This is a genomic window from Xanthomonas sp. NCPPB 2933, from assembly GCF_056725225.1.
Window position 1 is genome coordinate 2,858,641 of record NZ_CM161518.1, and the last position, 26,232, is coordinate 2,884,872.

Genomic DNA, 26,232 nt, shown 5'->3' on the forward strand with positions numbered 1-26,232 from the left:
AACGAGGGCTTACTGCGCGTCGCCGACCACGTCCACACCCTTGCCAGGCGTATAGCGAAAGGTGTCTGCAGCGAAAGCCGGATTGCGCTTCCAGCCACTGAAGCTGATCGCGGTGCGCTGGCCGACTGCGTCCACAACCTCCATCTTGGCCAGACCCTCCTTGCCGAATCCCAGCGAGGCCATCTGGAAGCTGGCTTCGGTATCCACCTTGGGCGTCAGCGACAACCACTGCAGCCCATCACGCGGCGCGGCCTCTTCGCTGACGTCGTATTGCTTGTCCAGGCGTGCCGGATCGATCAAGGCGACCAAGGGGCTGTTCTGTTCTTCGCTGCCCTGCGCGCGCACGGTGACCTGCTCCAGGTCCGGGTCGAACACCCACACCTTCTTGCCGTCGGCAACGATCAGCTGCTTGTAGGGCTTGGCGTATTCCCAACGGAACTGGCGCGGCGCCGACAATGCCACCCGCCCACTCGAGCTTTCCTTGACCCGGCCATTGGCATCGGAGACCTGCTGGCTGAACTGCCCGTCCAGCCCTTTGAGGCCGCGCGTGAACGTATCCAGCTCCTGACGTGCACCGGCAAATGCGGTGCTGACGAACAGGGCGGTGGCGAGGACGGCATAACGGAGCTGGCGATGCATCGCGGTCTTCCAAAAGGGAATGCGTGGATTCTGATACTTCATAGATGAATGGGCGAGCGCTATCGCCCGCCGTGCTCGGATCGCGGTTGCGACAAACCAATCCATCTCACTGCGCCGTCTGCACCCTGGACAGGTCGCCATACACGATCTGCCCGCGAAAGCCGCGCCGCACCTGCTGGTAGAGCTCGCGGAATGCGCGGTAATCCTGCGGCTGACACAGCGCCTGCGGCCCACGCACTGCGGCACGCTGCAGCCGATGCACCGCGGTCACCGTCTGCCCTTGGCGCGTCCAGTCGACCGCGTACTCGCCGGCGGCATTGCGAAAGGTGCTGCTGCGCGGGATCGCGATGATCGGCACCGTCGCCGGGAAGCTCACCACATAGGTTTCTTCGCGCACGCTGTCATTGCAGTAGAACGGAGTCAGATTGTCTTCGGCCGAGGTGGTCGTATAGATCCCGCGTGTCGATTCGGCACCGGGCATATCGGGCAAGGTCATGCCGCCGACCACCGAAAAATCCACCGCATCGTTGGCCTGGAACGTGTAGCGGTAATTGAATGGCGCATCCAGATCCAGCGGGTCGCCCTGGATCAGCAGATCGCCGGTACCGTCGAAGCCGGACTGGGCAATGATCGATTCCTCGATGCGATTGCGGTTCTGCGCGTTGAGTTGCACGAACATCGCGCGCAAGCCCACCTCGCCGGTCTGCCCGCTATTCAGCGTGGTCATGCCTTGCAGGCCGCCTTGCGGGGTGAAGCGATACTCGGTGCGCGCGACGTAGCGGTTGACCTTGCGGTCGTTGGGCGGGGTGTGCGTGACTTTGCCGTCCAGCGTATGCACCACCGGCGCGCCGAGATCGCCGGCCGGCAGCTGGCCGAAGCGCGCGTAGGGGTTGGTCGAGTCCACGTAGAGATCGAACGCCGGGATGTAGGTTATCGCATGGTTGAAACGACCAAGCACCGGAATCGGCGGCAACGTCGGCCCACCCTCAGCGCCGATCAGCACCGGCGTACTGGCGATGCCCTTGGCGGCCAGCAAGGCTTCCAGGATCACGGTGTGATCCTTGCAGTCGCCATAGTGGTTGGCCAGGATGCTGTCGGCGCTATTGGGCTCCAGCCCGCCGTTGCCCAGGTACACCGCCACGTAGCGAATATTGCGCGCCACCCAGGCGTACAACGCCGCCGCCTGCGCACGCGGGTCGTCGATGCCACGCGTCACCTCGTCGGCCAGCGACTGGATCGCCGGCGTCACCGCAGCAGCGCGGCCGCCTTTGACGTGGTAGGCCAGGCCCATCTGCGACCAGCTGTCGAAGGTGCTGGCCATCAAGGTCGGGCTGAACTCCCAGGTCGCCGCGCTCCAGTTCTGGTTCTTCATCGGCGTGGCACGCTGGTAGCGCCATTCCCAGCGCGCCTGATCGCCGCGCACCACCGGCTTGGTGCCGCCCTGCAGCCCGCGCACCGATAAATGCATCGGCAAGGCCTTCGGCGCCACCAGCGTGACCACCGCATCGTCGTATTGCGCAAACACGCTGAAGGTTTCCCACAGGCTGAAATAACCGGGGAAGTACGGGGTGTTCTGCGCACGCCGCACGCGATAGACGATGCGCGCGCCCGGCGCCAGATTCGGAAACACCACCACCTTGACCTTGCGGTCGGCGTACATCGCTGCCGCCGCACTGGAATAGCTTTCCTGGGTATAGATCTTGTCGGCGGCTACGTCCTGGCGCAGTCCTTCGGCGGTGACGGTATAGGCCTGCAGCACCTCCAGGGTTTCCATCTTCTCGCTATAGCTCAGCCGCACCTGGCTGAACTGCTCCACTGCCGATTTGGTCTTGAGCAGGATCTCGTATTCGTCGGTTTCCACGCTGCTGGCGTCGGCACGTACTTCGTAGTCGGCGCGATAGCGCACGAAACTGTAGTTGGTGTCGGCCTGCATGCGTGCCGCAGCGGCGGCAGGCGCGGCCTGCTGCTGGGCCTGAGCCAGCAGCGGCAATGAGATCAGCAGCAGAAGCAGCAACACAGGACGACGCAGCATGGGTCTCGATCACGACGGGCCGGAGCGGCCCTTGCTCAACAGGGTAGCCGGTGTGCGCCGCAGCGTCAGGCACCGGCCTCCAACATCGCCGCATCCATGTGTCTGCGGATACGCGCACGCAATCCGGATAAGAGCGGCCGACAAAACCAGGCAGCAAGCTGTCTGGTGCGGTGTCCTCGCCGATTGCGGGACGCGGCCTCTCGCCACGGCTTGTTAGCCGCCCCTAAGCCCGGAACGCGGCGCCACGGGTAAGCCGACACGCGCCGCGTTGCCGGCCGCCGATTACTTGGGCGGCGGCGGTGCCAGCACGGTACGGTCGCCATTGTGCTCGGGCTGGCTGACTACGCCGGCCGCTTCCATCGCTTCGATCAAACGCGCGGCGCGGTTATAGCCGATCTTCAGGCGTCGCTGCACGCCGGAGATCGAGGCACGCCGGGTTTCGGTGACAATGCGCAAGGCCTCGTCGTACAACGGATCGGATTCGTCGCCGCCACCGCCGCTGCTCTCCGGCAGGCCGGTCGCGCCAACCACGGTGCCGTCACCCATGGTCTGCACTTCGTCCAGCACGCCTTCGACGTAGGACACCGGCCCGCTCGCCTTGAGGTGCTCGACCACACGATGCACTTCTTCATCGCTGACGAAGGCGCCATGCACACGGTCCGGCAGCGCCGTGCCCGGCGGCAGATACAGCATGTCGCCGTTGCCCAGCAACGCCTCGGCCCCGGACTGATCCAGGATGGTGCGCGAGTCAATCTTGGAACTGACCTGGAACGCCACACGGGTTGGAATATTGGCCTTGATCAGGCCGGTGATCACATCCACCGACGGCCGCTGCGTGGCCAGAATCAGATGGATACCAGCCGCACGCGCCTTCTGCGCCAGACGCGCGATCAGCTCTTCGACTTTCTTGCCGACGATCATCATCATGTCGGCAAATTCGTCGATGAAGATCACGATGAACGGCAGCGACTCCAGCGGCCGCGGCGCCTCACCCAATTCGGGATTGGGCTTGAACAGCGGGTCCATCATCGGCTGACCGGCGTCGATGGCGTCCTTGATCTTCTTGTTGAAGCCGGCCAGGTTGCGCACGCCCACCGCGCTCATCAGCTTGTAGCGGCGTTCCATCTCGGCCACGCACCAACGCAGGCCGTTGGCGGCCTCCTTCATGTCGGTGACCACCGGTGCCAGCAGATGCGGGATGCCCTGATAGACGCTCAGTTCGAGCATCTTCGGGTCGATCATCAGCATCCGCAGCTCCTTGTGCGAGGCCTTGAACAGCAGGCTCAGCACCATTGCATTCACCGCCACCGACTTGCCCGAACCGGTGGTACCGGCGACCAGCAAATGCGGCATGCGCGCCAGATCGGCCACCGTCGGGCGCCCGGCGATGTCCTTGCCCAACGCAAGCGTCAACGGGCTCGGCGACTTGTCGTATTCCTTGGAGCGCAACAGTTCGGACAGGAAGATCATCTCGCGGGTGACGTTGGGGATCTCCAGACCCACCACCGACTTACCCGGGATCACGTCCACCACGCGCACCGACTTGACCGACAGCCCGCGCGCGATGTCCTTGTCCAGCGAACTGATCTGGCTGACCTTGATACCCGGCGCCGGCTCGATCTCGAAGCGGGTAATCACCGGACCCGGATAGGCCCCGACCACCTGCGCCTCGATGCGGAAGTCCTTGAGCTTGAACTCGATCTGCCGCGACAACGTTTCCAGCGTCTCTTCCGAATAGCCCTTGGCCTGCGGCTTGGGGTCGTCCAGCAAGGCAAGCGGCGGCAGATCGGAGCCATCGGTGCTCACGCCCTGGAACATCGGAATCTGGGTGTCGCGCTTGGCGCGCTCGCTCTTTTCCACCACCGGTGCCGGCGGCGGCTCGATCTTGACCGGCTCACGCTTGGCCTGCTTGACCGCATCGACCTTGCGCACTTCCTCGCGCTCTTCGCGCATCACGCGGGTCTGCTGCCACTCGGTGGCCTGATGGGTCTTGCGCTGCATCAGCGGCCCCAGTGCCAACACGCCCTTACCGATACGTTCCATCAGCGCAAACCACGACAACCCCGTGGCCAGCGTGATCGACACCAGCAACAACACCATCACGAACAGGTTCGCGCCCAGCGCACCGAACCCGGCGCTCAGCGAATTGCTGACCAACCGACCCAGGATGCCGCCGGCCCCGGCCACATCGCCGGTGAACAGGCGCAGGTGCAGGAAGCCGGTCGAAGAAATCAGGAACCCCACCATGCCGACCAGGCGCAGGGCCGGCCCCAGATCGGCCTCGGCCTGCCCTTCCTTGTCCATGCCGAACAAGGCGATCCAGGCCACCGCGCCCAGCACCACGGGCAGCAGGAACGCCACATAACCGAACAGCTGCAGCAGCACGTCGGCCGTCCATGCACCGACCCGGCCGCCCATGTTGTGCACCGGCGCGACCACGCTGCCGGTCTGCGACCAGCCCGGATCGGCTGCCGAATAGGTGAACAGGCTGGCCAGCAGATACAGCAGCAACGGCGCCACCGCGATCAATGCCAGATCGCGCCAGAGCTTTTGCCGACGCGGATTGTCCGCCACCGCCGTCTTGCGCGAGGACGGTTTGCCCTCTGCGGGCTTGCTGCGTTCGGGAACCTGCTTTGCCACCTGTAGCCAGACCTTAGAAATATGCTGTTAGTGATTGATAATAAACGACTGACGCCACAGTTTCAGCTGTTGAACTTCACCGCTTGCCTTGGCACCAGCCAGTCAACGAAAAACGCCGCACAAGGCGGCGTCGACTACGCGTACTGGGTGGACCATGCCATCTGCGGTTCATGCAGTTCCATCGCGCCGCCTTGATTCACCGGGTGGGGACCGCCACTCTATGCCGCCACAGGGGCGCGAATTCATGCGCCAGCCCTGCCTTTTCCTAGATCGCGAGTATACATGAGCGCCTCATCTGCCAGTCCCGCCAAGCATTCCCGCCTGCTGATCCTGGGCTCCGGCCCGGCCGGCTGGACCGCCGCGGTCTATGCCGCGCGCGCCAACCTCAAGCCAGTGGTGATCACCGGCCTGCAGCAGGGCGGCCAGCTGATGACCACCACCGAGGTCGACAACTGGCCGGGCGACCCCCATGGCCTGATGGGCCCGGACCTGATGAGCCGCATGCAGGCGCATGCCGAGCGCTTCGAGACCGAAGTGATCTTCGATCACATCCACACCGCCGATCTCTCGCAGCGCCCGTTCCGGCTGAGCGGCGACGGCGCCGAGTACACCTGCGACGCGCTGGTGATCGCCACCGGTGCCACCGCCAAGTACCTGGGCATCCCCAGCGAAGAAGCCTTCAAGGGCCGCGGCGTCTCCGCCTGCGCCACCTGCGACGGGTTCTTCTACAAGGACCAGGACGTGGTGGTGGTCGGCGGCGGCAATACCGCAGTCGAAGAAGCGCTGTACCTGTCCAACATCGCCCGCAAGGTCTACCTGGTGCACCGCCGCGACACCTTGCGCGCCGAAAAGATCATGCAGGACAAGCTGTTCGCCAAGGTTGCCGCGGGCAAGATCGAAACCGTCTGGCACCACGCCATCGACGAAGTGCTGGGCAACGATGCCGGCGTCACGGGCGTGCGGGTCAAGTCCACCCTCGACGGCAGCACCCGCGAGATCGTGGCACACGGCTTTTTCGTCGCCATCGGCCATCACCCCAACACGCAGCTGTTCGACGGCCAGCTGGCGATGAACAACGGCTACCTGGAAATCCGCTCCGGCCTGAACGGCGCGGCGACCGAGACCTCGGTCAGCGGCGTGTTCGCTGCCGGCGACGTGGCCGACCAGCACTACCGCCAGGCCATCACCTCGGCCGGTTTCGGCTGCATGGCCGCGCTGGATGCCGAGCGTTATCTCGACAAGAGCGCCTGAGGTGGCTGACCGCCGGCCGCGCCGTGCGGGCAGCCTCGCTCCCCGCGGGCCGTACGCATGAGCGTTACCGCTCGCTGGTGCCGCCGGCTGGACGAGCTTCCGGCCGGCGCCTGGGATGCGCTGCACGACGGCACGCATCCCTTCGTGTCCTATGCCTTCCTGCAAGGTCTCGAACGCGAGGGCTGCCTACGCCCGGATTGGGGCTGGAACCCGTTGCACCTGACGTTGTGGGACGGCGACACGCTGGTTGCCGCTGCACCGGGATATTTGAAGAACAACTCGCACGGCGAATTCGTGTTCGATCATGCCTGGGCGCACGCCTATGCGCGCTACGGGCAAGAGTACTTCCCCAAGTGGCTGTGCGGCGTGCCCTACTCGCCTGTGACCGGCCCGCGCCTGCTTGGCGCTGCGCAATGGCGGCCGCAGCTGCTCGCGGCGATGCGTGAACTGGTGGAGCGCAGCGGCTTGTCGTCGGCCCACGTGAATTTCTACCCAGTCGACGAAGACGCCGCGTTCGATGTCGACTGGCTGGAGCGCAACGATCTGCAATACCACTGGCATAACGCCAGCGGCTGGAGCGATTTCGAAAGCTTCCTGGCAGCGATGGATCACAAGCGGCGCAAGAACATCCGTCAGGAGCGCGCCAAGGTGCAGCGCGCCGGCGTGCAGTTGCGTGTGGTGCACGGCGACGAGGCCAGCGCTGCCGATCTGGACGCGATGTACGGCTTCTACCTCAAGACCTTCAACGAATACGGCAACTCGCCGGCCTTGACGCCGGAATTCCTGCGACACCTGGCCCAGCACCTGCCACGTCAACTGGTGATGTTTCTGGCCGAACTGGACGGACACCCAATTGCCGGCGCGCTCTGCCTGCGCGGCCACGACACGCTCTACGGACGCTACTGGGGCGGCGAAGCGCTACCGGGGCTGCACTTCGAAACCTGCTATTACCAAGGCATCGAATACTGCCTGCGCGAAGGCCTGAGCCGGTTCGAACCGGGCGCTCAGGGCCAACACAAGATCGCGCGTGGCTTTTTGCCGACGCTGGTGCGCAGCCGCCACTGGATCGCCGACCCTGCCTTTCGCGAACCGCTGGCGCAATGGTGCGCGGATGAGCGCGAGGCTGTCGCCCAGCATGCGCGTGAGCTGTTCGAGCACAGCCCATTCCGTGATTAATGCCGCGCGGTTGACCCGCATGCCTGACGCGTCGCGACGGACGCAGTCGTCATGCGTGCCTGGTGGCTGCGAAAGCGCGCTGCGCTCTTCGGGCTGAGAGTCGCTGACAATACACGACGATGTCGTCAGGTGAGTGCAGCCGATTGGCAGGCGTCCTCAGTGCGAACCGCATAACACGCTCTAAACTCCCCGCATGTCGCGCCCCCTCCCCTACCTGCTTGACGCCGATCCTGCCGCGCCGTTTCCGCCCGTCGAACACGCCTTGCGCGAGCCGGACGGCTTGCTCGCACTCGGCGGCGATCTGTCGCCGCAGCGGTTGCTCAATGCGTATGCACACGGCGTATTCCCGTGGTTCTCCGACGACCAGCCGATCCTGTGGTGGAGCCCGGATCCGCGCACGGTCTTTCGCACCGATGCCGTGCATCTGTCCTCACGCTTTCGGCGCGAACTGCGCAGCAGCACATGGACCGTGCGTGCCGACACTGCGTTTGCGCAGGTGATCGACGCTTGCGCATCGGTACCGCGCGCAGGCCAGCACGGCACCTGGATCACCACGCCGATGCAGCAGGCCTACATCGAGCTGCACCGCCTGGGCCACGCGCACTCGCTGGAAGTGTTCGATGGTGCGCGCTTGATTGGCGGCATCTACGGCGTGGCGATCGGCCAGATGTTTTTCGGCGAAAGCATGTTCAGCGCCGAAAGCGGCGGCTCGAAGGTAGCGCTGGCAGCGCTCGCTGAGTATCTGCATGGCTGCGGGTGGCCGCTGATCGATGCGCAGGTGGAAAACCCCCATCTGATGCGGCTGGGCGCACAACGCCTGCCACGCGCGCAGTTCCTGCAGCAGATGCGGCGACAGGTCGCCCAACCCGCCCTGCCCGGCAACTGGTCCGAGCGCTACGGCGAGCGGCCTGCCAGGGCACTCGCTGAAGTCCGCTTAACATAAAATTTGCACCGGGGGGAGATGGGGCGTAAAATGCTGTCCCTTACGGCCCTCCCGGGCCAGCCGTGATTGCACAGGATTACATGTCGAAAGACGACTCCATTGAATTCGAAGGCAGCGTCAGCGAGACGCTCCCCAACACCACGTTCCGGGTCAAGCTGGAAAACGGGCATGAAATCATCGCCCACATCTCCGGCCGTATGCGCAAGAACTACATCCGCATCCTGACCGGCGACCGGGTCAAAGTTGAGATGACTCCCTACGACCTGACCAAGGGTCGTATTACCTACCGCATGAAGTAAGCGGTTCTGGTGTGAGACGCAAGGCGGCCATTGGCCGCTTTTTGTCGTGCCTGCGATTTGTGTGGCGGAAACGAGCGCGATGCCGCAGACACAAAAAAAGCCGCTCGAATGAGCGGCTTTTTGTTTCAAGATCGCAAAGCGGTCAGTCGACAGTGGCCGGCAGCAAACGCTCCGGTTCCGGATGCGCTTCCACCACCAGCTCGCCATCCTTGACGTCGATGTTGACCCGGCCGCCAGCGATCAGCTTGCCGAACAACAACTCGTCGGCCAACGGTCGCTTGATCTTCTCCTGGATCACGCGCGACATCGGGCGTGCACCCATCAGCGGATCGAAACCATGCTGGGCCAGCCAGTCGCGCGCGGTCGGCGTGGCCGACAGCGAGACGTGCTTTTCCTGCAACAGCATTTCCAGTTCGATGATGAACTTGTCCACCACCCGCAGGATATGGTCGAAGCCCAGCGGCTGGAACTGCACAATCGCGTCCAGGCGGTTGCGGAATTCCGGTGTGAACCCGCGACGGATCGACTCCATCGCATCGGTGGAATGATCCTGCTTGGTAAAACCGATCGAGCGCCGCGATGCCTGCGTGGCACCTGCATTGGTCGTCATCACCAGGATCACGTTCTTGAAGTTCGCCTCGCGCCCGTTTGTGTCGGTGAGGATGCCGCGATCCATGACCTGCAACAGGATGTTGAAGATGTCCGGATGCGCCTTCTCCACTTCGTCCAGCAGCAGCACGCAGTGCGGCGTCTTGACCACCTTCTCGGTCAGCAGGCCGCCCTGGTCGAAACCGACATAGCCCGGAGGCGCGCCGATCAGACGGCTGATCGAATGCGCTTCCATGTACTCGGACATGTCGAAGCGCACCAGCTCGATGCCCAGCTGCAGCGCGAGCTGCTTGGTCACCTCGGTCTTGCCGACGCCGGTGGGGCCGGCAAACAGGAAGTTGCCGATCGGCTTTTCCGGATTGGCCAGACCCGAACGCGCGAGCTTGATCGAGCCGGCCAGCGTCTCGATCGCCGGGTTCTGGCCGAAGATCACCATCTTCAGATTGCGCTCCAGATGCTGCAGCACGTCCTTATCGGTCGCGCTGACCTGCTTGGCCGGAATCCGCGCCATCTTGGCGACGATGGTCTCGATCTCTTCGATGTCGATCAGCTCCTTGCGCTTGCCTTCCGGCAGCAGGCGCTGACGGGCACCGGCTTCATCGATCACGTCGATCGCCTTGTCCGGCAGCAAGCGGTCGCCGATGTGCTTGACCGACAGATCCACGGCGGCCTGAAGCGCATCGTCGGCGTAGGTCACGCCGTGGTGCGCTTCATACTTGGGCTTGAGGCCCTGCAGGATTTCAAAGGTCTCGCCCACGGTCGGCTCGACGATGTCGATCTTCTGGAAGCGACGTGCCAGCGCACGGTCTTTTTCGAAGATGCCGCGGTATTCCTGGAACGTGGTCGAACCGATGCAGCGCAGCTCGCCAGACGACAGCGCCGGCTTGATCAGATTGGACGCATCCATGGTGCCGCCCGATGCCGAGCCGGCACCGATGATGGTATGGATCTCGTCGATGAACAGCACCGCATTCGGCACCTTCTTCAGCGCCGCCAGCACGCCCTTTAGACGCTTTTCGAAATCGCCGCGGTATTTGGTGCCGGCCACCAGCGCGCCCAGGTCGAGCGAGAAGATCACCGCTTCGGCCAGCACTTCCGGCACGTCGTTGTCGACGATGCGCTTGGCCAGGCCTTCGGCGATCGCGGTTTTGCCCACGCCGGCCTCGCCCACGTATAGCGGGTTGTTCTTGCGCCGGCGGCACAGCACCTGGATGGTGCGCTCGATTTCGTCGGCACGGCCGACCAACGGGTCGATCTTGCCGTTGCGGGCCTGCTCATTGAGGTTGGTGGCGAACTCGGCCAGCGCATCGCCCTTGGCCTCGCCTTCCCCACCTTCGCTCTTGGGCTCGCCGTCGGACGCGGACGGCTGCTCGCCGTCTTCACCGAGCTTGGCAATGCCGTGCGAGAGGTAATTGACGATGTCCAGGCGGGTGATGTCCTGCTGATTCAGGAAATACACCGCGTGAGAGTCCTTTTCGCCGAAGATGGCGACCAGCACATTGGCGCCGGTGACTTCCTTCTTGCCAGAGGACTGCACGTGATAGACCGCGCGCTGCAGCACTCGCTGGAAGCCAAGGGTCGGCTGCGTATCGCGGCCATCGTCTTCTGCCAGACGCGAGACCGAGGCCTCGATCGCCTGTTCAAGGTCGTTGTGCAAACGCACCTGGTCCGCACCGCAGGCCTTGAGGACGGCCTGGGCGGAAGGGTTGTCCAGCAGCGAGAGCAGCAGGTGCTCGACGGTCATGAATTCATGACGCGCCTCGCGTGCTCGCTTGTAGCACTGGCCGATGGTTTGCTCTAGGTCTTTGCTGAACATTGGTAACTCCGAACGGCTGTTGCCAACAATATGCGGCTTTTGTTGGGATTTACCACAACCCTATCGGATAGGTATGTTCAGACGGCGTTAGCATGTGATTGCAGCCACAGTGTTGCACTGCTGGAATGATCCCTGACCGAACTCAGGTTTGCTCCATCGTGCACAGCAGCGGGTGCTGGTTCATCCGCGAAAACTCGTTGACCTGCGCCACTTTGGACTCGGCGACCTCGCGGCTGTAGACCCCGCAGACACCGCGCCCACGGGTATGGACATGCAGCATGACCTGGGTCGCCTGCTCCAGGCTCAGGTTGAAAAACTGCTCCAGAACGGTCACCACGAAGTCCATCGGGGTGTAGTCATCGTTCAGCAGAAGCACCTGATAACGCGGCGGTGGCGCCACTTCAGGCTTGCTGGCTTCGACCATCAGGCCGTGATCGTGTTCGTGCGTAGTATTACGAGGCATGTGGCCATTATACGGTTCATCGTTGCGCGCATTGGACGATTTGCGCCGCGGCCCGCACAATTTGTCTCCGATTCCCTGGCTGGCCCTTGATGACCGATTCCGTGACCGCGCTGCCGCTGGCACCGTCGTGCGCCTCCACCACGCAACGATCCGCGCCGAGGCTTGGTACGCGTGATCGTTCGAGCCGAGCTGTGAGACGGGTTGTGATCGTGGCGAGTGCGGATGCTGCGCGCCGGTTTTCCATCCGCCGGAGCCAATGTCGATGAACGCGCCCGTAGAACGCTGGCACCCGGATGTCACCGTCGCCACCGTGGTGGTGCGCGACGGGCGCTTTTTGCAGGTGGAGGAGACCATCGGCGGCCGCCTGCTATTGAATCAGCCGGCCGGACATCTGGAGCCGAACGAAAGTTTGCTGGACGCAGCGGTGCGCGAGACCCTGGAAGAGACCGGCTGGGATGTGCAGCTGACCCAGTTCATCGGCACCTACCAGTGGGTTGCGCCAAGCGGCCAGTGTTTTCTGCGCTTTGCCTTCGTCGCCGATGCGCTGACCCACCACCCCGAGCGCAGCCTCGATACCGGGGTGGTACGCGCACTGTGGATGACCCCGGAAGAACTGCGCAGCGCGGCCGGCCGGCTACGCAGTCCGCTGGTGTGGGAAGTGGTGAAAGATTATCTGGCCGGCCAACGCTATCCGTTGGCGTTGGTGCAGCACGTCGCATGAGTACGCCGCGCATCATCGTTGGCGTGTCAGGTGGCGTGGATTCGTCGGTGGCGGCGTGGCGGCTTGCCCAGCAAGGCGAGTCGATCGCCGGGCTGTTCATGCAGAACTGGGCCGACGACGGCAGCGGCGATTGCCGCGCCGAAGATGATCGTCGCGATGCGGTAGCGGTCTGCGGGGTGCTGGGGATCCCGTTTCACTTCCGCGATTTTTCCAGCGAATACTGGGGCGGCGTGTTCGAGCATTTTCTGGCCGAATACGCGGCCGGGCGCACGCCCAACCCGGACGTGCTGTGCAACCGCGAAGTGAAGTTCAAGCATTTCCTGGATGCGGCCCAGGCGCTGGGTGCCGAACGCATCGCCACTGGTCACTACGCGCGGGTTGCGCACAGCGGCGGGCGGTGGCGCCTGTTGCGTGGTGCCGACCGCGGCAAGGATCAGAGTTATTTTCTGCACCAACTGGGGCAGACCCAGCTGGCGGCAACGTTGTTCCCGATCGGCGATCTGGAAAAAAGTACGCTGCGCCGGATCGCCCAGGACGCCAGCTTGCCGACGCATGCCAAGAAGGATTCCACCGGCATCTGCTTCATCGGCGAGCGCGACTTTCGCGAGTTCCTGGGCCGTTATCTGCCTGCGCGCACCGGCGAGATCCGCGACCCGCAGGGGCAGCGCATCGCCGAACATCCGGGGGTGTTCTATTTCACCTTGGGTCAGCGCGAAGGCCTGAACATCGGCGGCGTGCGTGGGCGTGCTGCCGCGCCGTGGTATGTGGTTGGCAAGGATGTGGCGAGCAACGTGTTGTATGTCGACCAAGACCGCGACAGCCCGCTGCTGCAATCGCATTGGTTGCAGTCCGAGCAGGCCCATTGGGTCACCGGGGCGCCGCCGGCGCGCAGCTTCAGTTGCACCGCACAGACGCGTTACCGGCAGCCCGATGAACCGTGCACGGTGGAGGTGCAGGACGATGGCAGCGTGCAGGTGCGTTTCGAGCGGCCGCAGCGTGCGGTGACACCGGGGCAATCGCTGGTGCTGTACGACGGCGAAGAATGCCTGGGGGGCGCAGTCATTGCGGCCACCGATGCACCGATGGAACGCCAATTGGCGGGATCTTCTTTTTTACCTGAGGTAGTGGCTTGATGAGTTCTTCCATGGATCACCGTGTGCTGGCGCTGGCCGGCGTCGCCCAGGCCTTGCAGCAGGTGCGGCGGATCGCCGAGACCGGGCATTCGGAAGCGGCGACGGTGCGCACCGCCATGGACAGCGTGTTCCGGGTGGATGCCTCCTCGCCGGAGGCCGTGTACGGCTCGCCGACCGATCTGGCACCGGGCTTGCGGCTGCTGCACAACTATTTCCGTAATCAGGGCCAGGACGAGGTGTTGCCGCGCCTGGCGTTGGCGGTGCTGCAGCTGGAGCGCCGCTTCGTGCGCGACACCGCCACCGTCACCACCGTGTCCAACGGCATCGAGGCGGCCGCACGTCAGGCACAGACGCTGGGCGACAGTGGCCACCCCGACGTGCTGAGCGCGCTGGGCGCGCTGTATGCGCAGACCATCAGCCACTTGCGCCCCAAGGTGATGGTGCAAGGCAACCCGCATTATCTGGGCCAGGCCGGCGTGGTGGCGGAAATCCGTGCGTTGCTGCTGGCAGCGGTCCGCTCGGCGGTGTTGTGGCGCCAGATGGGTGGCAGCCTGTGGGATTTTCTGTTTGCCAAGCGCGCAATGCTCGAAGCGGTGGACCGCGCGCTGCGTTGAACTCCGCGACAAACATGCTTTGCCACATGCGCTAGCGGCCGCTGGCGCGCGTCAACAGCGGTTGAATGGGCGAGACGATGTGGCGATCGTCGCTAAAGACAAAGGGGGTACGGCCGATACAGCAACCGTGACTCTGCCGAGAACGCCCATGTATTCACGTCCACTGATCCGTCTAGCCGCCCCTTTGGCTCTGACCTTGCTGTTTCCCTTCGCTGTCGGATTCGACTGGCCCGCTTCGGTGCGCTGGGCGATCCTGGCGACCATGACCCTTAGTTGGTTGGTTTTCGCTGCCTGGGTGACGTATTCCCAGTTCCGGCGTAATCCGGACCAGACCCGCATCCTGCGCGAGCAGGACCAACTGCTCAACGAACTGCGTACGTTCGTCAGCAACGAAGTCGACGGTTCGCGCTCGGAAGTCGAGCGTGCCCGCGAACTGATCCGCCAGGCCGTGTCCGGTCTGGGTGGCAGCTTCGAAGCGATGAACCGCAAGTCGCGTCAGCAAAGCCAGGCACTGGCCCGCATCGTCGACCGTGCCGGTGACGATGGCAGCGCCGGCGTCGACGTCGCCCGCTTCGCCCAGCACGCCAGCTCCCGCATGGAGCAATTGGTGGAAGCGCTGGAACAGGTGAGCGGCCAGAGTACCAACACGGTGCATCACATCGATGAGATGGCGCAGCACCTGGATGGCATCTTCGCGCTGCTGGAAGACGTCAAGTCGATTGCTGACCAGACCAACCTGCTGGCCTTGAACGCCGCCATCGAAGCAGCACGTGCCGGTGAAGCCGGTCGTGGCTTCGCGGTGGTCGCCGACGAGGTGCGCAACCTGTCAGAGCGTTCCACCACCTTCAACGAACAGATCCGCAAGCTGGCACACAGCTCCAAGGAATCGATCTCCAAGGTGCGTGAAACGGTCTCGCAGCTGGCCTCGCGTCACATGGATCGTTCCCGCGAAGCCCGCCATGAATCGGCGGCGATGCTGGAGAATGTCGCTCAGATCAACGCCTCGTTGGGCGATGGCATGCGCGAAATTTCCGAGTGCGCTCGCTCCATCGACGGTAGCGTGGCCGAAGCGGTGCGTGCCCTGCAGTTCGAGGACATCGCCACGCAGACGCTGAGCGGCATCCACACGCACCTCGATCGCCTCACCGCGATCAACCGTGAAGCGGTGGCGCTGCAGGAACTGCTGCATCGCAATGGCGGCGTGTACGACAGCGATCTGGTCGCCGCGCTGCAGAAGGTGTCTACCCGCCTGCGCGATATGCGTGTGGAATGGGAGCGCCCGCCGCACAAGCCGGTAGCGCAGCAAGGCATGGGTGCCGGCACGGTCGAGTTGTTCTAAGACCGATGCCACGCACCATCTGACCCCGACATTCCCCGGCCTCCCCGGGGATTTGTCGTTCCGCAACGACCTGGTGTTCCGCTCATGACGCTTCTCGCCCCGACCCTCGATGTACCCACCGCTGTGCTGGAATCAGCCGTCGTTGCGGCTGCACAGGCCGAGCGCATCGCGCAGAGCGATGCTGCCCGGCCCACGCCGCGACGCGTGCGCATGCCGGCTGCGTTGGAACGGCTGGAATGCGCGGCACGTGCGGAGGTGCAGGCATTGATCCATCCGCGCCGTAGCAGCAGCGAAGAAGAATTGCTGTTCGCAACGGTAGCGTGGGATCTGGGCCTGGACGGTGCCGCGGTCAGCGTGTCCGGACGCTGATATCGAAACGGCGGGGCGTGCCTCGGCAGGCGCCCCGCTGGTTGTCGTGACTGCCTGAGTTATCGATGATGGGTTAGGCGGTGCCGACAAGCCTGGCTCTGAACCACGCAGCACCTTTCGATTGCAGCATTAGGGTGACGTCTCCCCTGCCCGCCTGCTCTGCGACTTCTGCGACACAACGTGACGCTTCGATCGATGCGATGTCATGGGGATGAGGTGGTGCGCGACATTTTGCGCGAGTGCGCTTGCGAGCTAGGTGCTTGCTCGCGATAAAAACCCGTGAGATCTCGGTTTTCTTGGGGGTATTAGACGCTCGCAATGTGTTGTTGCAGAGCGGGCTGATCTGCGGCTTGGTTGCAGGGCCCTCGATTGACCAAGCGTTTTTTGCATCTAAGCGCTGCTAGGATTCGACATCTCCGTTTTCTTCACGTCGTTGGAGACTTCGGATAGATCGGTCTTAGAGCGGATGATCTGCGGTTTGGCTGCAGGGCCCTTGCCCGCCCACCATCGCAGGACACGCCGCAAGTACATCCATGTAGGCTCTTACGCGGCATCCATGCCGCGTAAGGTCCCGCGACGGTAGGCGGGCAAGGACCAGTCGAAAATGTCGGTGTGCATGTTTGCAAGCAATGCACCGCGCGCAATGTTCGGATAACGGCTCGTCCGATCAGCATCCCAACGCAAGTCGAGCATCGGGAATGCTTTTACCTGGGCCACCGATCAACGCGCTGGTGCGGTGTCCTCACCGATTGCGGGACCGTGTGGCGGCATGGATGCCGCCACCGAGCCTACATGGACGTACTTGCGGCGTGTCCCGCGAGCGGTGAGGGCATCGCGCCCTCGACTGACTCAACTTTTGACCTTGGCCAAATAACGCTACGACTCGATAGCTCGCTTGTCGTGGAGAGTGGTTGGTTTGCGCGGATAGATCAGTTGTAGAGCGCTGATTTGCTGCTTGGCGCTGGTGAGGGCATCACGCCCTTGATTGACTAGCGGCGGCTAACGAAATGTAGCGAGCAGTCATCAGGATGGGCGTGGAAGGCGCGGACGAACCGGAATGCACGAGTGTTAGATGCCGGCCGCACCCGCCTGGCGACTTCGCAGCAGTTTTGTCAGCCGCTCTGAATGCGGGCGATGCCACACACTAGGTCAGTTGGCGATGACCAACCGCGCACCGAGCCGCATGCCGGCTTCGGCTTCGCGCAGCCACTGCGCCATGTCGCGTGGCGACAAAGGGCGCGAGTAGAAGTAACCCTGGATCTCGTCGCAGCCCTGCAGGCGCAGCAGTGCGTCTTCCTGCACCGTTTCCACACCTTCGGCGACCACCTGCATGCCCAGCGCATGGCCCAGATGCACGATGGCCTGGGTGACTTCAGCGGTGTTGGCGTCGTCGAGCATGCCTTGCACGAAGCTGCGGTCGATCTTCAGGCGCTGCACCGGGAAACGGTTCAGATAGTGCAGATTCGAGAAGCCGGTGCCGAAATCGTCCACCGCCAGCAGCACGCCGTTCTGTTCGAACAACTCGAAGCAGCGGCGCAGCGAATCCGAATCGCGGATCAATGCCGATTCGGTCAGTTCCAGCTCAAGCCGCGACGGCGACCAACCGTTGTCGCGGCAGATTTCCAGCACACGCTCGGCAAAGCCGCGCTCGCGCAGCTGCACCGCAGACACATTGACTGCAATGCGGCTGAAATTGAGCCCGGCGCGGTCCCAGACAACGGCCTGGCGGCAGGCTTCGCCGATGACCCATTCGCCCAGACGCACGATTTCGCCGCATTCCTCGGCGATCGGAATGAACTCGACCGGGCTGCAGGGACCATGACCAGGACGATTCCAGCGCATCAGCGCTTCGATCGCCGGCGAGGTATCGCCGACCGTGTTGACCAGCGGCTGGTAGACCAGCGTGAATTCTTCGCGCTCGAGCGCACCCTGCAGCGCGTGCTCCAGCTCCAGGCGGCGCTGCGCACGCAGCAGCACGTCCTGGCTGTAGTAATGGAAGGTGTTGCGGCCGGATTCCTTGGCCGCGTACATCGCCGCATCGGCGGCGCGCAGCAGGCTGTCGAAATCCGACAGGCCATCGCCCTGCAGCGCAATCCCGATGCTGGCACCGAGCTTGAGGGTGACGTGGTCCTTGCGCAGCGGCTCGCCCAGCGCGCTGATCAACTTGCGCGCCACGTGGCCGGCATCTTCCGGCTCACCCAGATCGCGCAGCAGCACGATGAATTCGTCGTCGCTGAAGCGACCGAACAGATCGCTGTTGCGCAAATGCTGATGCAGGCGCGAAGACGCCAGCTTGAGCAAATTGTCGCCGGTGGCATGGCCGAACGAATCATTGATGCTCTTGAAGCCATCCAGATCGATCAGCAGCATCGCCAGCACCTGACCGCGCTCATGCGCTTCGCGAATCGCGTTCTCTGCCTGCTCGCGCAGCAGAAAGCGGTTCGGCAAGCCGGTCAGACGGTCGTAGTGCGCCAGCAGCTCGATGCGCTCGTTGGCTTCGCGTTCGCGGGTGACATCGCGGAACAGGGCGACAAAACGCGGCGGCAGGCCTTCGCGGCGGTCCAGTTCGATCAGTACCTGCACCCACACACGCTGGCCGGAGTTGCGGTAGAAACACAGCTCCAGCTGCTCGGGCAGGCCGCCATCGGAAATCCGCAGCAGCGCCGCTTCGAAGGCGTCGCGCGAATCCTGGGTGTACAGCGACAGCGCCTGCTCCAGGGTGATGTTTTCCTTGCGCAGGCCATGAATGCGATAGCACTCCTCGGTCCACTGCATGCGCCGGGTGTCGACCTCGATCTCGCAGCCGCCGATCTTGCCCAGCGCGGAGACGCGGTTGAGCAACTCGGTGCGCCAGCGGATCAGCGCGTCGGTCTGGCGTTGCTCGGTGACGTTCTGCAGCTGGCCGAGCAGGCGCACCATGGTGCCGTCGCCATCGAAGACCGGCTGTGCCCACACCCGCAGATGATGCGGATTGATGCCGACAAGGCCATTGATTTCCAGCTCGAAATGCATCGGCATGCCTTCGTGCTTGATCTTGCGCCAGGCGCTGCGCAGCTGCGCAATCGAGGGCCGGCCGAGCAGACGCAGGATGTCGCGAATGCTCTGCAGCCGTACCTGGGTCATGCCGAGCTGCTGCAGGAAATCGGGCGAGACCCACAACGCGTCTTTGAGCGTGTCCAAGCTCCAGCTGCCCATGCTGGCAATACGCTGGGCATCTTCGAGCTGGGCCTGCTGCTCGCGTAGCTGCTGCTCGAGCAATTTGTGGTGATGCACGTCGGTATGCGTTCCGACCATGCGCAGTGGGCGGCCGTCGGCGGTACGCGAGACCACGCGGCCGCGATCGAGGATCCAGCGCCACTGGCCATCGCTCTGACGCAAGCGGAATTCGGCCACATAGGTATCGGTGCGCCCATCCAGGTGCGCCTGTACGGCGGCACTGACCAGCGCATGGTCGTCGGGATGAATCAACCCGGACAAGGCGGTGAGATTGTTCGGCAGCGGCTGCTCCAAGTAACCGAGCATGCGGGTCCAGCGCTCCGAGCGGTACACCACGTCTGCAGGAATATCCCAATCCCACAAACCGTGATCGGCGCTGTCCAGACCCATTTCCCAACGGCTGGTGCCATCGGCGCCCACCGGCTCGGGAATGCTCAGGGTGAAGGCCATCACCTGGCCGTGTTCGTCGCAGACTGCGCGCAACCAACCTTCCAGACGCCCGCCGCCGGTGCCCGGCAGCACGCAGGCCGCCATGCCGCCGTTATCGGCCACCTGGGCTCGGCTACTTTCCAGAACTTCGGCATAGGCACCCAGGGTTGCCGGCAATCCAAGCGACTGCGCAACGCGGTTGGCCGCCAGAGGCTGACCATGCGCATCCAACAACACCACCGCTGAGGTCAACGGGTGCTGCAGCATGCTTGCAATGACGCCTGAGTCCACTCTGGAACACTCCGAAGAATCGACCCCTGCCTCGGAGTCGCAATGGATAACGGCCGTTTTGGCGATTAGTTGAGGTACCTGTTTGCGGCACGACCGAACCGGGCCGAGTTACGGCTAAGATGTCTGCATCGCCCGCTCCAAAGGTCGTTCGCGGACCCATGCCTGATCCCGTTGCCGCGCCCGCGTTTTCGTCCGCCCCCGTCTCCCGACTTCGCCTCGCCGAACGCCTGCAACAGGGTCTGTGGACGCTAACAGGGCTGTATCTGCTGACTGGTGTGGTGTGGTTGCTGCTGGGCAACCGGCTGCTGCACCTGGCCGGCGCCGCCATGCCGGAGCGCTGGTCGGATGCGAGCTTCCTGGTGGTGTCGAGCATCGTGATCCATCTGGTGCTACGCCGCTTTGTCGCGCTGATCGTGGAAGAGCACGCTCAACTGGCGCAGTCCGAGGCGCTGCTGCAGGCCAAGTTTCTGGCCCTGCCCAGCCCGGCCCTGATCTACGACCTGGCCACGCTGCGCATCCTGGATGCCAACCCGGCAGCGCTGGAATTCTTCGGCTGGGAGCGCGACGAGTTTCTGCAGCAGACATTGCAGGCGATCTGGCCCAATGCCGACGGCGTGCGCCTGGAAGAAATCATCACCCAGATCCGCGCCAAGGGCGATGACACCTGCACCCTGCACGAGGATCTGCTGACCCGCAGCGGCCCGCGCCATGTCGAGATCCGCAGCAATCAGCTGCATCTGGCCAGCGGCCCTGCCCGCCTGGTGGTCACCGTGGACCGCAGCGAGGAGCGCCAGGCGCAACATCTGCGCGACGAAGCGCTTGAGCGGCTGGAAGAAGCGCAAGGCATTGCGCGGCTGGGCTCGTGGCAGCTGGATCGCGCCACCGGCCTGGGCCGTTATTCGCCGGCGGTGTATCGGTTGCTGGGCCGCAGCGTGCCGATGCATCGCCGCGAACATCGACTGGAAGAATTGCTGACCGCCTCGGATACCGCCACCCAGGCACGCATCGAACGGATGATCGAAGACATGTGCACTGGTGGGCAGGTGCAGATCGATGTGCTGCTACCGCTCACTGGCGGCGACTCGCAGCCGCGCACCGTGCACCTGCGTGCCGAGAGCGTCACCACGACGAGCGGCGCACGCCATATCCACGGCACGCTGCAGGATGTGAGCGAGCGCGAACAATCGCGGCGCCTGCTGCGCGAGCGCGAGGAACAGTTCCGCGAGCTGGTGCGTGTGCTACCCGATGGTGTGCTGATCCTGGCCGACGAGCACGTGATGTATGCCAATGCGGCAGGCTCGACGCAGTTCGGCTTCCAGGGCGAGACCATTCTGGGTGAACCGTTGCAGACGCTGGTCGGCGAGCATGATCTGCCGATCGTGCGCGAGTATCTGCGCGCGGGCAGCGACCGCAACGAGCCGGTGTCCAGCGCACGGGCGATGCGCCGTCGCGATGGCAGCACCTTTTATGCCGGCCTGTCGGCTGGCGATATCCGCTATGGCGGGCGCGCCTGCAAGTTGCTGGTGGTGCGCGACTTGAGCGAACCCGAGCGTATGCGCGACGCCCTGGCCGAAAGCAATGCCGAACTTCAGGCGATGGCCAAGCGGTTGTTCTCGTTGCAGGAAGACGAGCGCCGTGCGATCTCGCGCGATCTGCACGACGATATCGGCCAGGCGATCACCGCGATGAAGCTATCCGCACATGCCGCGCTGGACGAGCTGGACCCGGCCGCGCGTCGCGAGGATCTGCTCGAGGTGGTGTCGCTGGCCGACAGCACGGTGACCAAGCTGCGCAATCTGTCGATGCTGTTGCGCCCGCCACAACTCGATGCACTGGGTCTGGAAGCGGCGTTGCGCTGGCAGGCCTCGATGTTGTTCCGCGCCTCGCAGGTGCATCTGGAACTGGATATCCAGGCCCTGGACGTACGCCCCGGCAACGAAATCGAACAGGCGTGTTTTCGCATCGCGCAGGAAAGCCTGACCAATGCGTTGCGACATGCCTGCGCGGGCGAAGTGCGCATGAGCCTGCAGACGATCGACAGCCAGAGCTTTCGCCTGGAAGTGAGCGATGACGGCGATGGCTTCGAACCCGAAGGCCCGCGCGGTCTCGGGCTGATCGTGATGCGTGAGCGTGCGCAAACCGTCGGCGGCGCGCTCGCGATAGAATCAGCCCCCGGAGCAGGCACGCGCGTGACGTTGCGCCTGCCCTATCACCCGGTCGGCGAGTCCGTCCACGACGATGGTGGACGTTGAGTCATGTGGAGCCCGGTTATTCCGCCTGGATTGGAAATCGTCAAACCCACGCGCCTGGGTGCAGGCAATCCCGAACTGCTGCATCTGGTGGACGCTGCCGCATCCGGCGGCCCGCCGTTGATGGTGTTCCATATCGATATCGATCACTTTGCCTCGATCAACGAGAACATGAGTGCCGAGGTCGGCGATCAGGCGCTGACGCTGGTCGCGCGCCGGCTGCAGGATTTCCTTGGCGCGCGCGGCAAGTTGTGGCGTCACGGCAGCGATGAAATGGTGGTGGTGGCGGTGCGTCGCGAAGACACGCCATTGCCGGAAGATTTCGCCGAAGAGATCCGCCAGCAGCTGGAATTGCCGTTGTCGGTGTTGCCGTACACCTTGTTCATGACCGGCAAGGTCGGCATCAGCTTGTGCCCGGAACACTCGAGCTCGCTGTCGATCCTGCTCGATTACGCCGAGGAAGCCAGCTACCAGGCTGCGCGCGAAGGCGGCAACACGGTGCGGCTGTACACGCGCAACTCGACCACCAGTGCGCATAGCGAAAGCATCATCGCGCGGCAGATCGTGGATGCGATTCCGCATGGCGAGCTGCGTCTGCGCTATCAGCCGCTGGTGAGCGCGCGCGATGGCCGCATCGTGGGCATGGAGGCTTTGCTGCGTTGGCAGTCGCCGACGCTGGGCATGCTGGTGCCGGAGCGTTTCATGCGCACCGCCGAGCGCCTGGGCGTGATCGTGCAGATCGGCGAATGGGTGCTGCAGAACGCGGTGCGCCAGGCGCGTCTGTGGCGCGACCAGGGGTTCGACGACTTCAGCATTGCGGTGAATGTGTCCACGCTGCAGTTGCTGCGCCCGGGCTTCTTCAACGAAGTCATGGGCATGCTGCAGACCGCTGGCGTGCCGGCGCAATTTGTCACGCTGGAGATCAACGAAAGCGCGTTGACCAACAACGTCAACTTCGTCCACGAGACGATGGCCAACCTGCGCAACGAAGGCATCAGCCTGAGTCTGGACAACTTCGGTACCGGCGATTCCAGCCTCAGTGCGCTGGTGCGGTATCCGGTGGATCGACTCAAGATCGATCGCAGCTTCATCAAGAGCGCACCGGCCGGCAGCCGCGAGGCGGCGATTGCGCGCGCGATCATCGCGATGGGCCACCAGCTCGGCATGACGGTGATCGCCAACGGTGTGGAATCGCAGGCGCAGCTGGGCTTTCTGCGTCGCAACGATTGCGACATTTTCCAGGGTTATCTGTTCGGCGAACCGATGTCGGCCGAGTCGGCAGGCATGGCGTTACGTCGCCGCTATCTGCGCCCGGAATCGTTTGCCGAAAGTCGCCCCGACCGCACGCTGTTGTTGCTGGACGACGAAGAAAACGTGCTGCGCTCGCTGGTGCGGTTGTTCCGCCGCGACGGCTACCGGATCCTGGCCGCCGGCAATGTCCGCGATGCCTTCGACCTGCTCGCCACCAACGACGTGCAGGTGATCCTCTCCGACCAGCGCATGAGCGACATGAGCGGCACCGAGTTCCTGGGCCGGGTCAAGATGCTCTACCCCGACACCGTGCGCCTGGTGCTCTCCGGCTACACAGATCTGGCCACCGTGACCGAGGCGATCAACCGCGGCGCGATCTACCGCTTCCTGACCAAGCCCTGGAACGACGACGAACTGCGCGAGCATATCCGTCAGGCCTTCCGCACGCACGATGAGCTGCGGAACGGCCGGGAGTAGGGATTCGGGATTGGGGATTTGCTAAAGCAAGGCAAGCGGCAAGCGCGCCGCAAAGCTACCCTTGCCAATCCCTAATCCCTAATCCCTAATCCCCAATCCCCAATCCCGAATCCCGAATCCCTAATCCCTAATCCCGAATCACCAATCCCAGCGCGCCAGCGCTACCGCGGCTGCCGCACCGGCAACACGATGCGGAAGCTCGCGCCCTGCCCCGGTGTGCTTTCGACGTCGATACGGCCGTGGTGCTTGTTGATGATGCCGTAGGAAATCGACAGGCCCAGACCAGTGCCGCTGCCGACCGGTTTGGTGGTGAAGAACGGGTCGAAGATGCGTTGCATCAGGTCCGGGGCGATGCCGGCGCCGGTGTCCTGGAACTGGATCCAGACCTGCTCGGTGCCATCGGTGCTTTCGCGGCCGGTGGTCACGGTAATCGTGCCGCGCTCGACAATCGCCTGGCCGGCGTTGAGCAGCATGTTCATGTAGACCTGATTGAGCTCGGACGGCAGGCATTCCACCAGCGGCAACTCGGCGTAATTGCGCTCCAGGGTCACCTTGTACTTGAGCTCGTTCCAGATGATGTTGATCGTGGATTCGAGGCCGGCGTGCAGGTCCACCATCTTCCACGACTCGGAACGGTCCGAATACGAGAAGTCCTTGAGGTCGCGCACGATGCGGGTCACCCGTTCGATGCCTTCGCGCGACTCGGCCATCAGCTGCGGCAGATCGCGGCTGATGAAGTCGATATCGGCGCGGTTGCGGATCTCGTCGATTTCGGGAATCAGCGCCTTCGGATCCGGCGCCTGCAGCGCGCGCTCGTAGGCTTCGATCAGCGTGAACAGGCTGCGCAGATATTCCTGCAGGCTACCCAGGTTGGAGTGCACATAACCGATCGGATTATTGATTTCGTGCGCCACGCCCGCAGCGAGCTGGCCGATGGAGGCCATCTTTTCCGATTGCAGCAGTTTGTCCTGCGCACCGTTCAGACGCAGGTAGGCCTGGCGCAATTCGGCGTGGCGCTGTTGCAGCTCGCGCTCGTAATCCTGCTGGCCTTCGATGTTGTGAAACAACGCCAGAAAATGCCCGACGCCCTGCTCTTCGTTGTAGTACAGATGCGCGATGACCACGCGGTCGCCGACCGGCAGGCTGCCGGTCCAGGTGCCCTTGCTACGCGCCTGATTGAGCGCATCGGACGGCAAGACCTGCGATATCCGCTCGCCGAGATTGCGATCGTCGTCGGGGTCTTCCTTGCACAGGCTTTGGCGCGCGATGGCGTTGGCCAGAATCAGCTGCCCGTCTGCGCGGAACAGCAATACGCCCTCGAGCATCTGATCGCCGAAGGCGCGCAGCATGTCCGAAGACGGCAATAGGGTCTGATTGAGAAAAAACTTGGCAGTCACGGGAAGAGGCGGCGTAGAAGACGCGTCAATATACGCCCAACCGCCTACGCGCCGTATTGCGCAACGCCACGATCTGGCACGCCGGGCAGCTCGGATTACGCGACGCGTATGCGCTGGACAACGCGCACGCACGCTCTACGCGAGATCAATCGCTCAAGCCACTGCCAGCGAACGTCCGCCGCGCAGTACGCTCGATTGACCCTTGGCGTCATAGGACGGTGCACTCTCGGTGCGGCCCAGGTGACGCAGTGCCCAGTTCACTTCGCGACGCCGACGTGCCAGCAGCGCGCCGTTGGCGCGATTGGCTTCGGCCAGTTCGCGCAGACGCGCTTCTTCGCCTTCGGGCATTCGCGCTTCGAGCGCGCGCAGTGCCGAGAGCTTGTCTTGCGTATGCCGCATCAACCCATCGATGTCGTTCTCGAGTAATGCCTGGCGTTCGCCGGCCAGCGCGTCGCTGAGACGTTGCAGGAACTCGTTCACGTTCATCCTTTCGGCTGGGAATTAACCCGCCAGTTGCTGATTCAGATCCATCATGCGGCTGGCGATGGCATCCGGGTTGATGGAATAGCTGCCGTTCTGCAACGACTCCTTCACTGCCTGGACGCGACCGGTGTCGATCGCCGAGGACTGCGAAAGCGTGCGCTGCAAGTTCTGCAGGTTGGTGGCCTCGCCGGTCAGCTTGACGCTGTCGGTGGGCGGAAGTGCTGCAATCGGGGACGCGCGGTCTTCACCGGCCGAAGCGATCTTGCTGCTTGTGGCGGCGGTACGAAGGGTGGCGGCGGTCGGTAGATTGCCTTCGATTTTCTGGGTCATGTCAGGAACTCCTCTACAGGTCGTAGGGGATAACGGCATGCCAAAAAAAAACTTTATAGCGAATT

At 63.7% G+C, this 26,232-nt stretch carries 20 protein-coding genes and 1 other RNA gene; 11 read left to right on the plus strand and 10 right to left on the minus strand.

Annotation, left to right across the window (positions count from 1 at the left end):
- Positions 1 to 9: 9 nt before the first annotated feature.
- From lolA to AC1PLU_RS11650, 3 genes are all read right to left on the minus strand, one after another.
- On the minus strand, positions 10 to 681 hold the full coding sequence (gene lolA / locus AC1PLU_RS11640; protein WP_481106307.1) for an outer membrane lipoprotein periplasmic chaperone LolA: 672 nt from the start codon (positions 679 to 681) through the stop codon (positions 10 to 12).
- A 64-nt stretch (positions 682 to 745) separates the two neighbouring features.
- Positions 746 to 2,671: a DUF3857 domain-containing transglutaminase family protein gene (locus tag AC1PLU_RS11645; RefSeq protein ID WP_481106308.1), complete on the minus strand. Its 1,926-nt coding sequence runs from the start codon at positions 2,669 to 2,671 to the stop codon at positions 746 to 748.
- Positions 2,672 to 2,953: 282 nt separating this feature from the next.
- Entirely contained in the window at positions 2,954 to 5,311 is a 2,358-nt protein-coding gene (locus tag AC1PLU_RS11650; protein WP_006448849.1) for a DNA translocase FtsK, read from the minus strand.
- Between the two features lie 282 nt (positions 5,312 to 5,593).
- On the opposite strand from AC1PLU_RS11650, the gene trxB reads away from it, so the two are divergent.
- From trxB to infA, 4 genes are all read left to right on the plus strand, one after another.
- Positions 5,594 to 6,562 (plus strand): thioredoxin-disulfide reductase, encoded by a 969-nt coding sequence (trxB, locus tag AC1PLU_RS11655; protein WP_233380508.1) that lies wholly within the window; start codon positions 5,594 to 5,596, stop codon positions 6,560 to 6,562.
- Positions 6,563 to 6,619: 57 nt separating this feature from the next.
- A complete protein-coding gene (locus AC1PLU_RS11660; RefSeq protein WP_481106309.1) occupies positions 6,620 to 7,738 on the plus strand; it encodes a GNAT family N-acetyltransferase in 1,119 nt (372 codons plus the stop codon).
- 193 nt (positions 7,739 to 7,931) lie between these two features.
- A complete protein-coding gene (aat, locus tag AC1PLU_RS11665; RefSeq protein ID WP_176340903.1) occupies positions 7,932 to 8,681 on the plus strand; it encodes a leucyl/phenylalanyl-tRNA--protein transferase in 750 nt (249 codons plus the stop codon).
- A gap of 80 nt (positions 8,682 to 8,761) precedes the next feature.
- A complete protein-coding gene (gene infA / locus AC1PLU_RS11670; RefSeq protein WP_002813418.1) occupies positions 8,762 to 8,980 on the plus strand; it encodes a translation initiation factor IF-1 in 219 nt (72 codons plus the stop codon).
- A gap of 142 nt (positions 8,981 to 9,122) precedes the next feature.
- Here the strand turns inward: infA and clpA are convergent, their stop codons facing one another.
- Both clpA and clpS read right to left on the minus strand, forming a co-directional pair.
- Positions 9,123 to 11,405 (minus strand): ATP-dependent Clp protease ATP-binding subunit ClpA, encoded by a 2,283-nt coding sequence (gene clpA, locus AC1PLU_RS11675; protein ID WP_115038957.1) that lies wholly within the window; start codon positions 11,403 to 11,405, stop codon positions 9,123 to 9,125.
- A gap of 142 nt (positions 11,406 to 11,547) precedes the next feature.
- Positions 11,548 to 11,868, minus strand: a complete 321-nt coding sequence (gene clpS, locus AC1PLU_RS11680; RefSeq protein WP_043889778.1) for an ATP-dependent Clp protease adapter ClpS — start codon at positions 11,866 to 11,868, stop codon at positions 11,548 to 11,550.
- Positions 11,869 to 12,130: 262 nt separating this feature from the next.
- On the opposite strand from clpS, the gene AC1PLU_RS11685 reads away from it, so the two are divergent.
- The 5 genes from AC1PLU_RS11685 (at position 12,131) to AC1PLU_RS11705 (ending at position 16,044) form a co-directional block, all read left to right on the plus strand.
- Positions 12,131 to 12,589: an NUDIX hydrolase gene (locus AC1PLU_RS11685; protein ID WP_481106310.1), complete on the plus strand. Its 459-nt coding sequence runs from the start codon at positions 12,131 to 12,133 to the stop codon at positions 12,587 to 12,589.
- Entirely contained in the window at positions 12,586 to 13,722 is a 1,137-nt protein-coding gene (gene mnmA, locus AC1PLU_RS11690) for a tRNA 2-thiouridine(34) synthase MnmA (protein WP_115038952.1), read from the plus strand. The genes AC1PLU_RS11685 and mnmA overlap by 4 nt, the downstream gene beginning before the upstream one ends.
- Positions 13,722 to 14,336, plus strand: a complete 615-nt coding sequence (gene hflD / locus AC1PLU_RS11695) for a high frequency lysogenization protein HflD (protein ID WP_023903971.1) — start codon at positions 13,722 to 13,724, stop codon at positions 14,334 to 14,336. Before mnmA ends, hflD begins: the two co-directional genes overlap by 1 nt.
- A 61-nt stretch (positions 14,337 to 14,397) precedes the next feature.
- Complete coding sequence (locus AC1PLU_RS11700) at positions 14,398 to 15,675, plus strand: methyl-accepting chemotaxis protein (protein WP_176340961.1); 1,278 nt, start codon at positions 14,398 to 14,400, stop codon at positions 15,673 to 15,675.
- An 84-nt stretch (positions 15,676 to 15,759) separates the two neighbouring features.
- Positions 15,760 to 16,044, plus strand: a complete 285-nt coding sequence (locus tag AC1PLU_RS11705) for a hypothetical protein (protein ID WP_481106311.1) — start codon at positions 15,760 to 15,762, stop codon at positions 16,042 to 16,044.
- A 997-nt stretch (positions 16,045 to 17,041) separates the two neighbouring features.
- Here AC1PLU_RS11705 and AC1PLU_RS11710 read toward each other — a convergent pair.
- A non-coding RNA gene (locus tag AC1PLU_RS11710) (sX9 sRNA) lies at positions 17,042 to 17,118 on the minus strand.
- A gap of 75 nt (positions 17,119 to 17,193) precedes the next feature.
- The gene (locus AC1PLU_RS11715; RefSeq protein ID WP_481093179.1) at positions 17,194 to 19,980 is read right to left on the minus strand and encodes a bifunctional diguanylate cyclase/phosphodiesterase; all 2,787 of its coding nucleotides are present in this window, start codon (positions 19,978 to 19,980) and stop codon (positions 17,194 to 17,196) included.
- 119 nt (positions 19,981 to 20,099) lie between these two features.
- Between AC1PLU_RS11715 and AC1PLU_RS11720 the strand changes: the two genes are divergently transcribed.
- The gene (locus AC1PLU_RS11720; RefSeq protein WP_255085298.1) at positions 20,100 to 22,232 is read left to right on the plus strand and encodes a sensor histidine kinase; all 2,133 of its coding nucleotides are present in this window, start codon (positions 20,100 to 20,102) and stop codon (positions 22,230 to 22,232) included.
- A gap of 3 nt (positions 22,233 to 22,235) precedes the next feature.
- A complete protein-coding gene (locus AC1PLU_RS11725) occupies positions 22,236 to 23,957 on the plus strand; it encodes an EAL domain-containing protein (protein WP_006450200.1) in 1,722 nt (573 codons plus the stop codon).
- A 161-nt stretch (positions 23,958 to 24,118) separates the two neighbouring features.
- Here the strand turns inward: AC1PLU_RS11725 and AC1PLU_RS11730 are convergent, their stop codons facing one another.
- From AC1PLU_RS11730 to flgM, 3 genes are all read right to left on the minus strand, one after another.
- Entirely contained in the window at positions 24,119 to 25,354 is a 1,236-nt protein-coding gene (locus AC1PLU_RS11730; RefSeq protein WP_481106312.1) for an ATP-binding protein, read from the minus strand.
- A 153-nt stretch (positions 25,355 to 25,507) separates the two neighbouring features.
- Positions 25,508 to 25,840, minus strand: coding sequence for a flagellar protein FlgN (locus AC1PLU_RS11735; RefSeq protein ID WP_006450202.1), 333 nt, complete (start codon positions 25,838 to 25,840; stop codon positions 25,508 to 25,510).
- Between the two features lie 15 nt (positions 25,841 to 25,855).
- Positions 25,856 to 26,167, minus strand: coding sequence for a flagellar biosynthesis anti-sigma factor FlgM (gene flgM, locus AC1PLU_RS11740; protein WP_006450203.1), 312 nt, complete (start codon positions 26,165 to 26,167; stop codon positions 25,856 to 25,858).
- Positions 26,168 to 26,232: the final 65 nt, after the last annotated feature.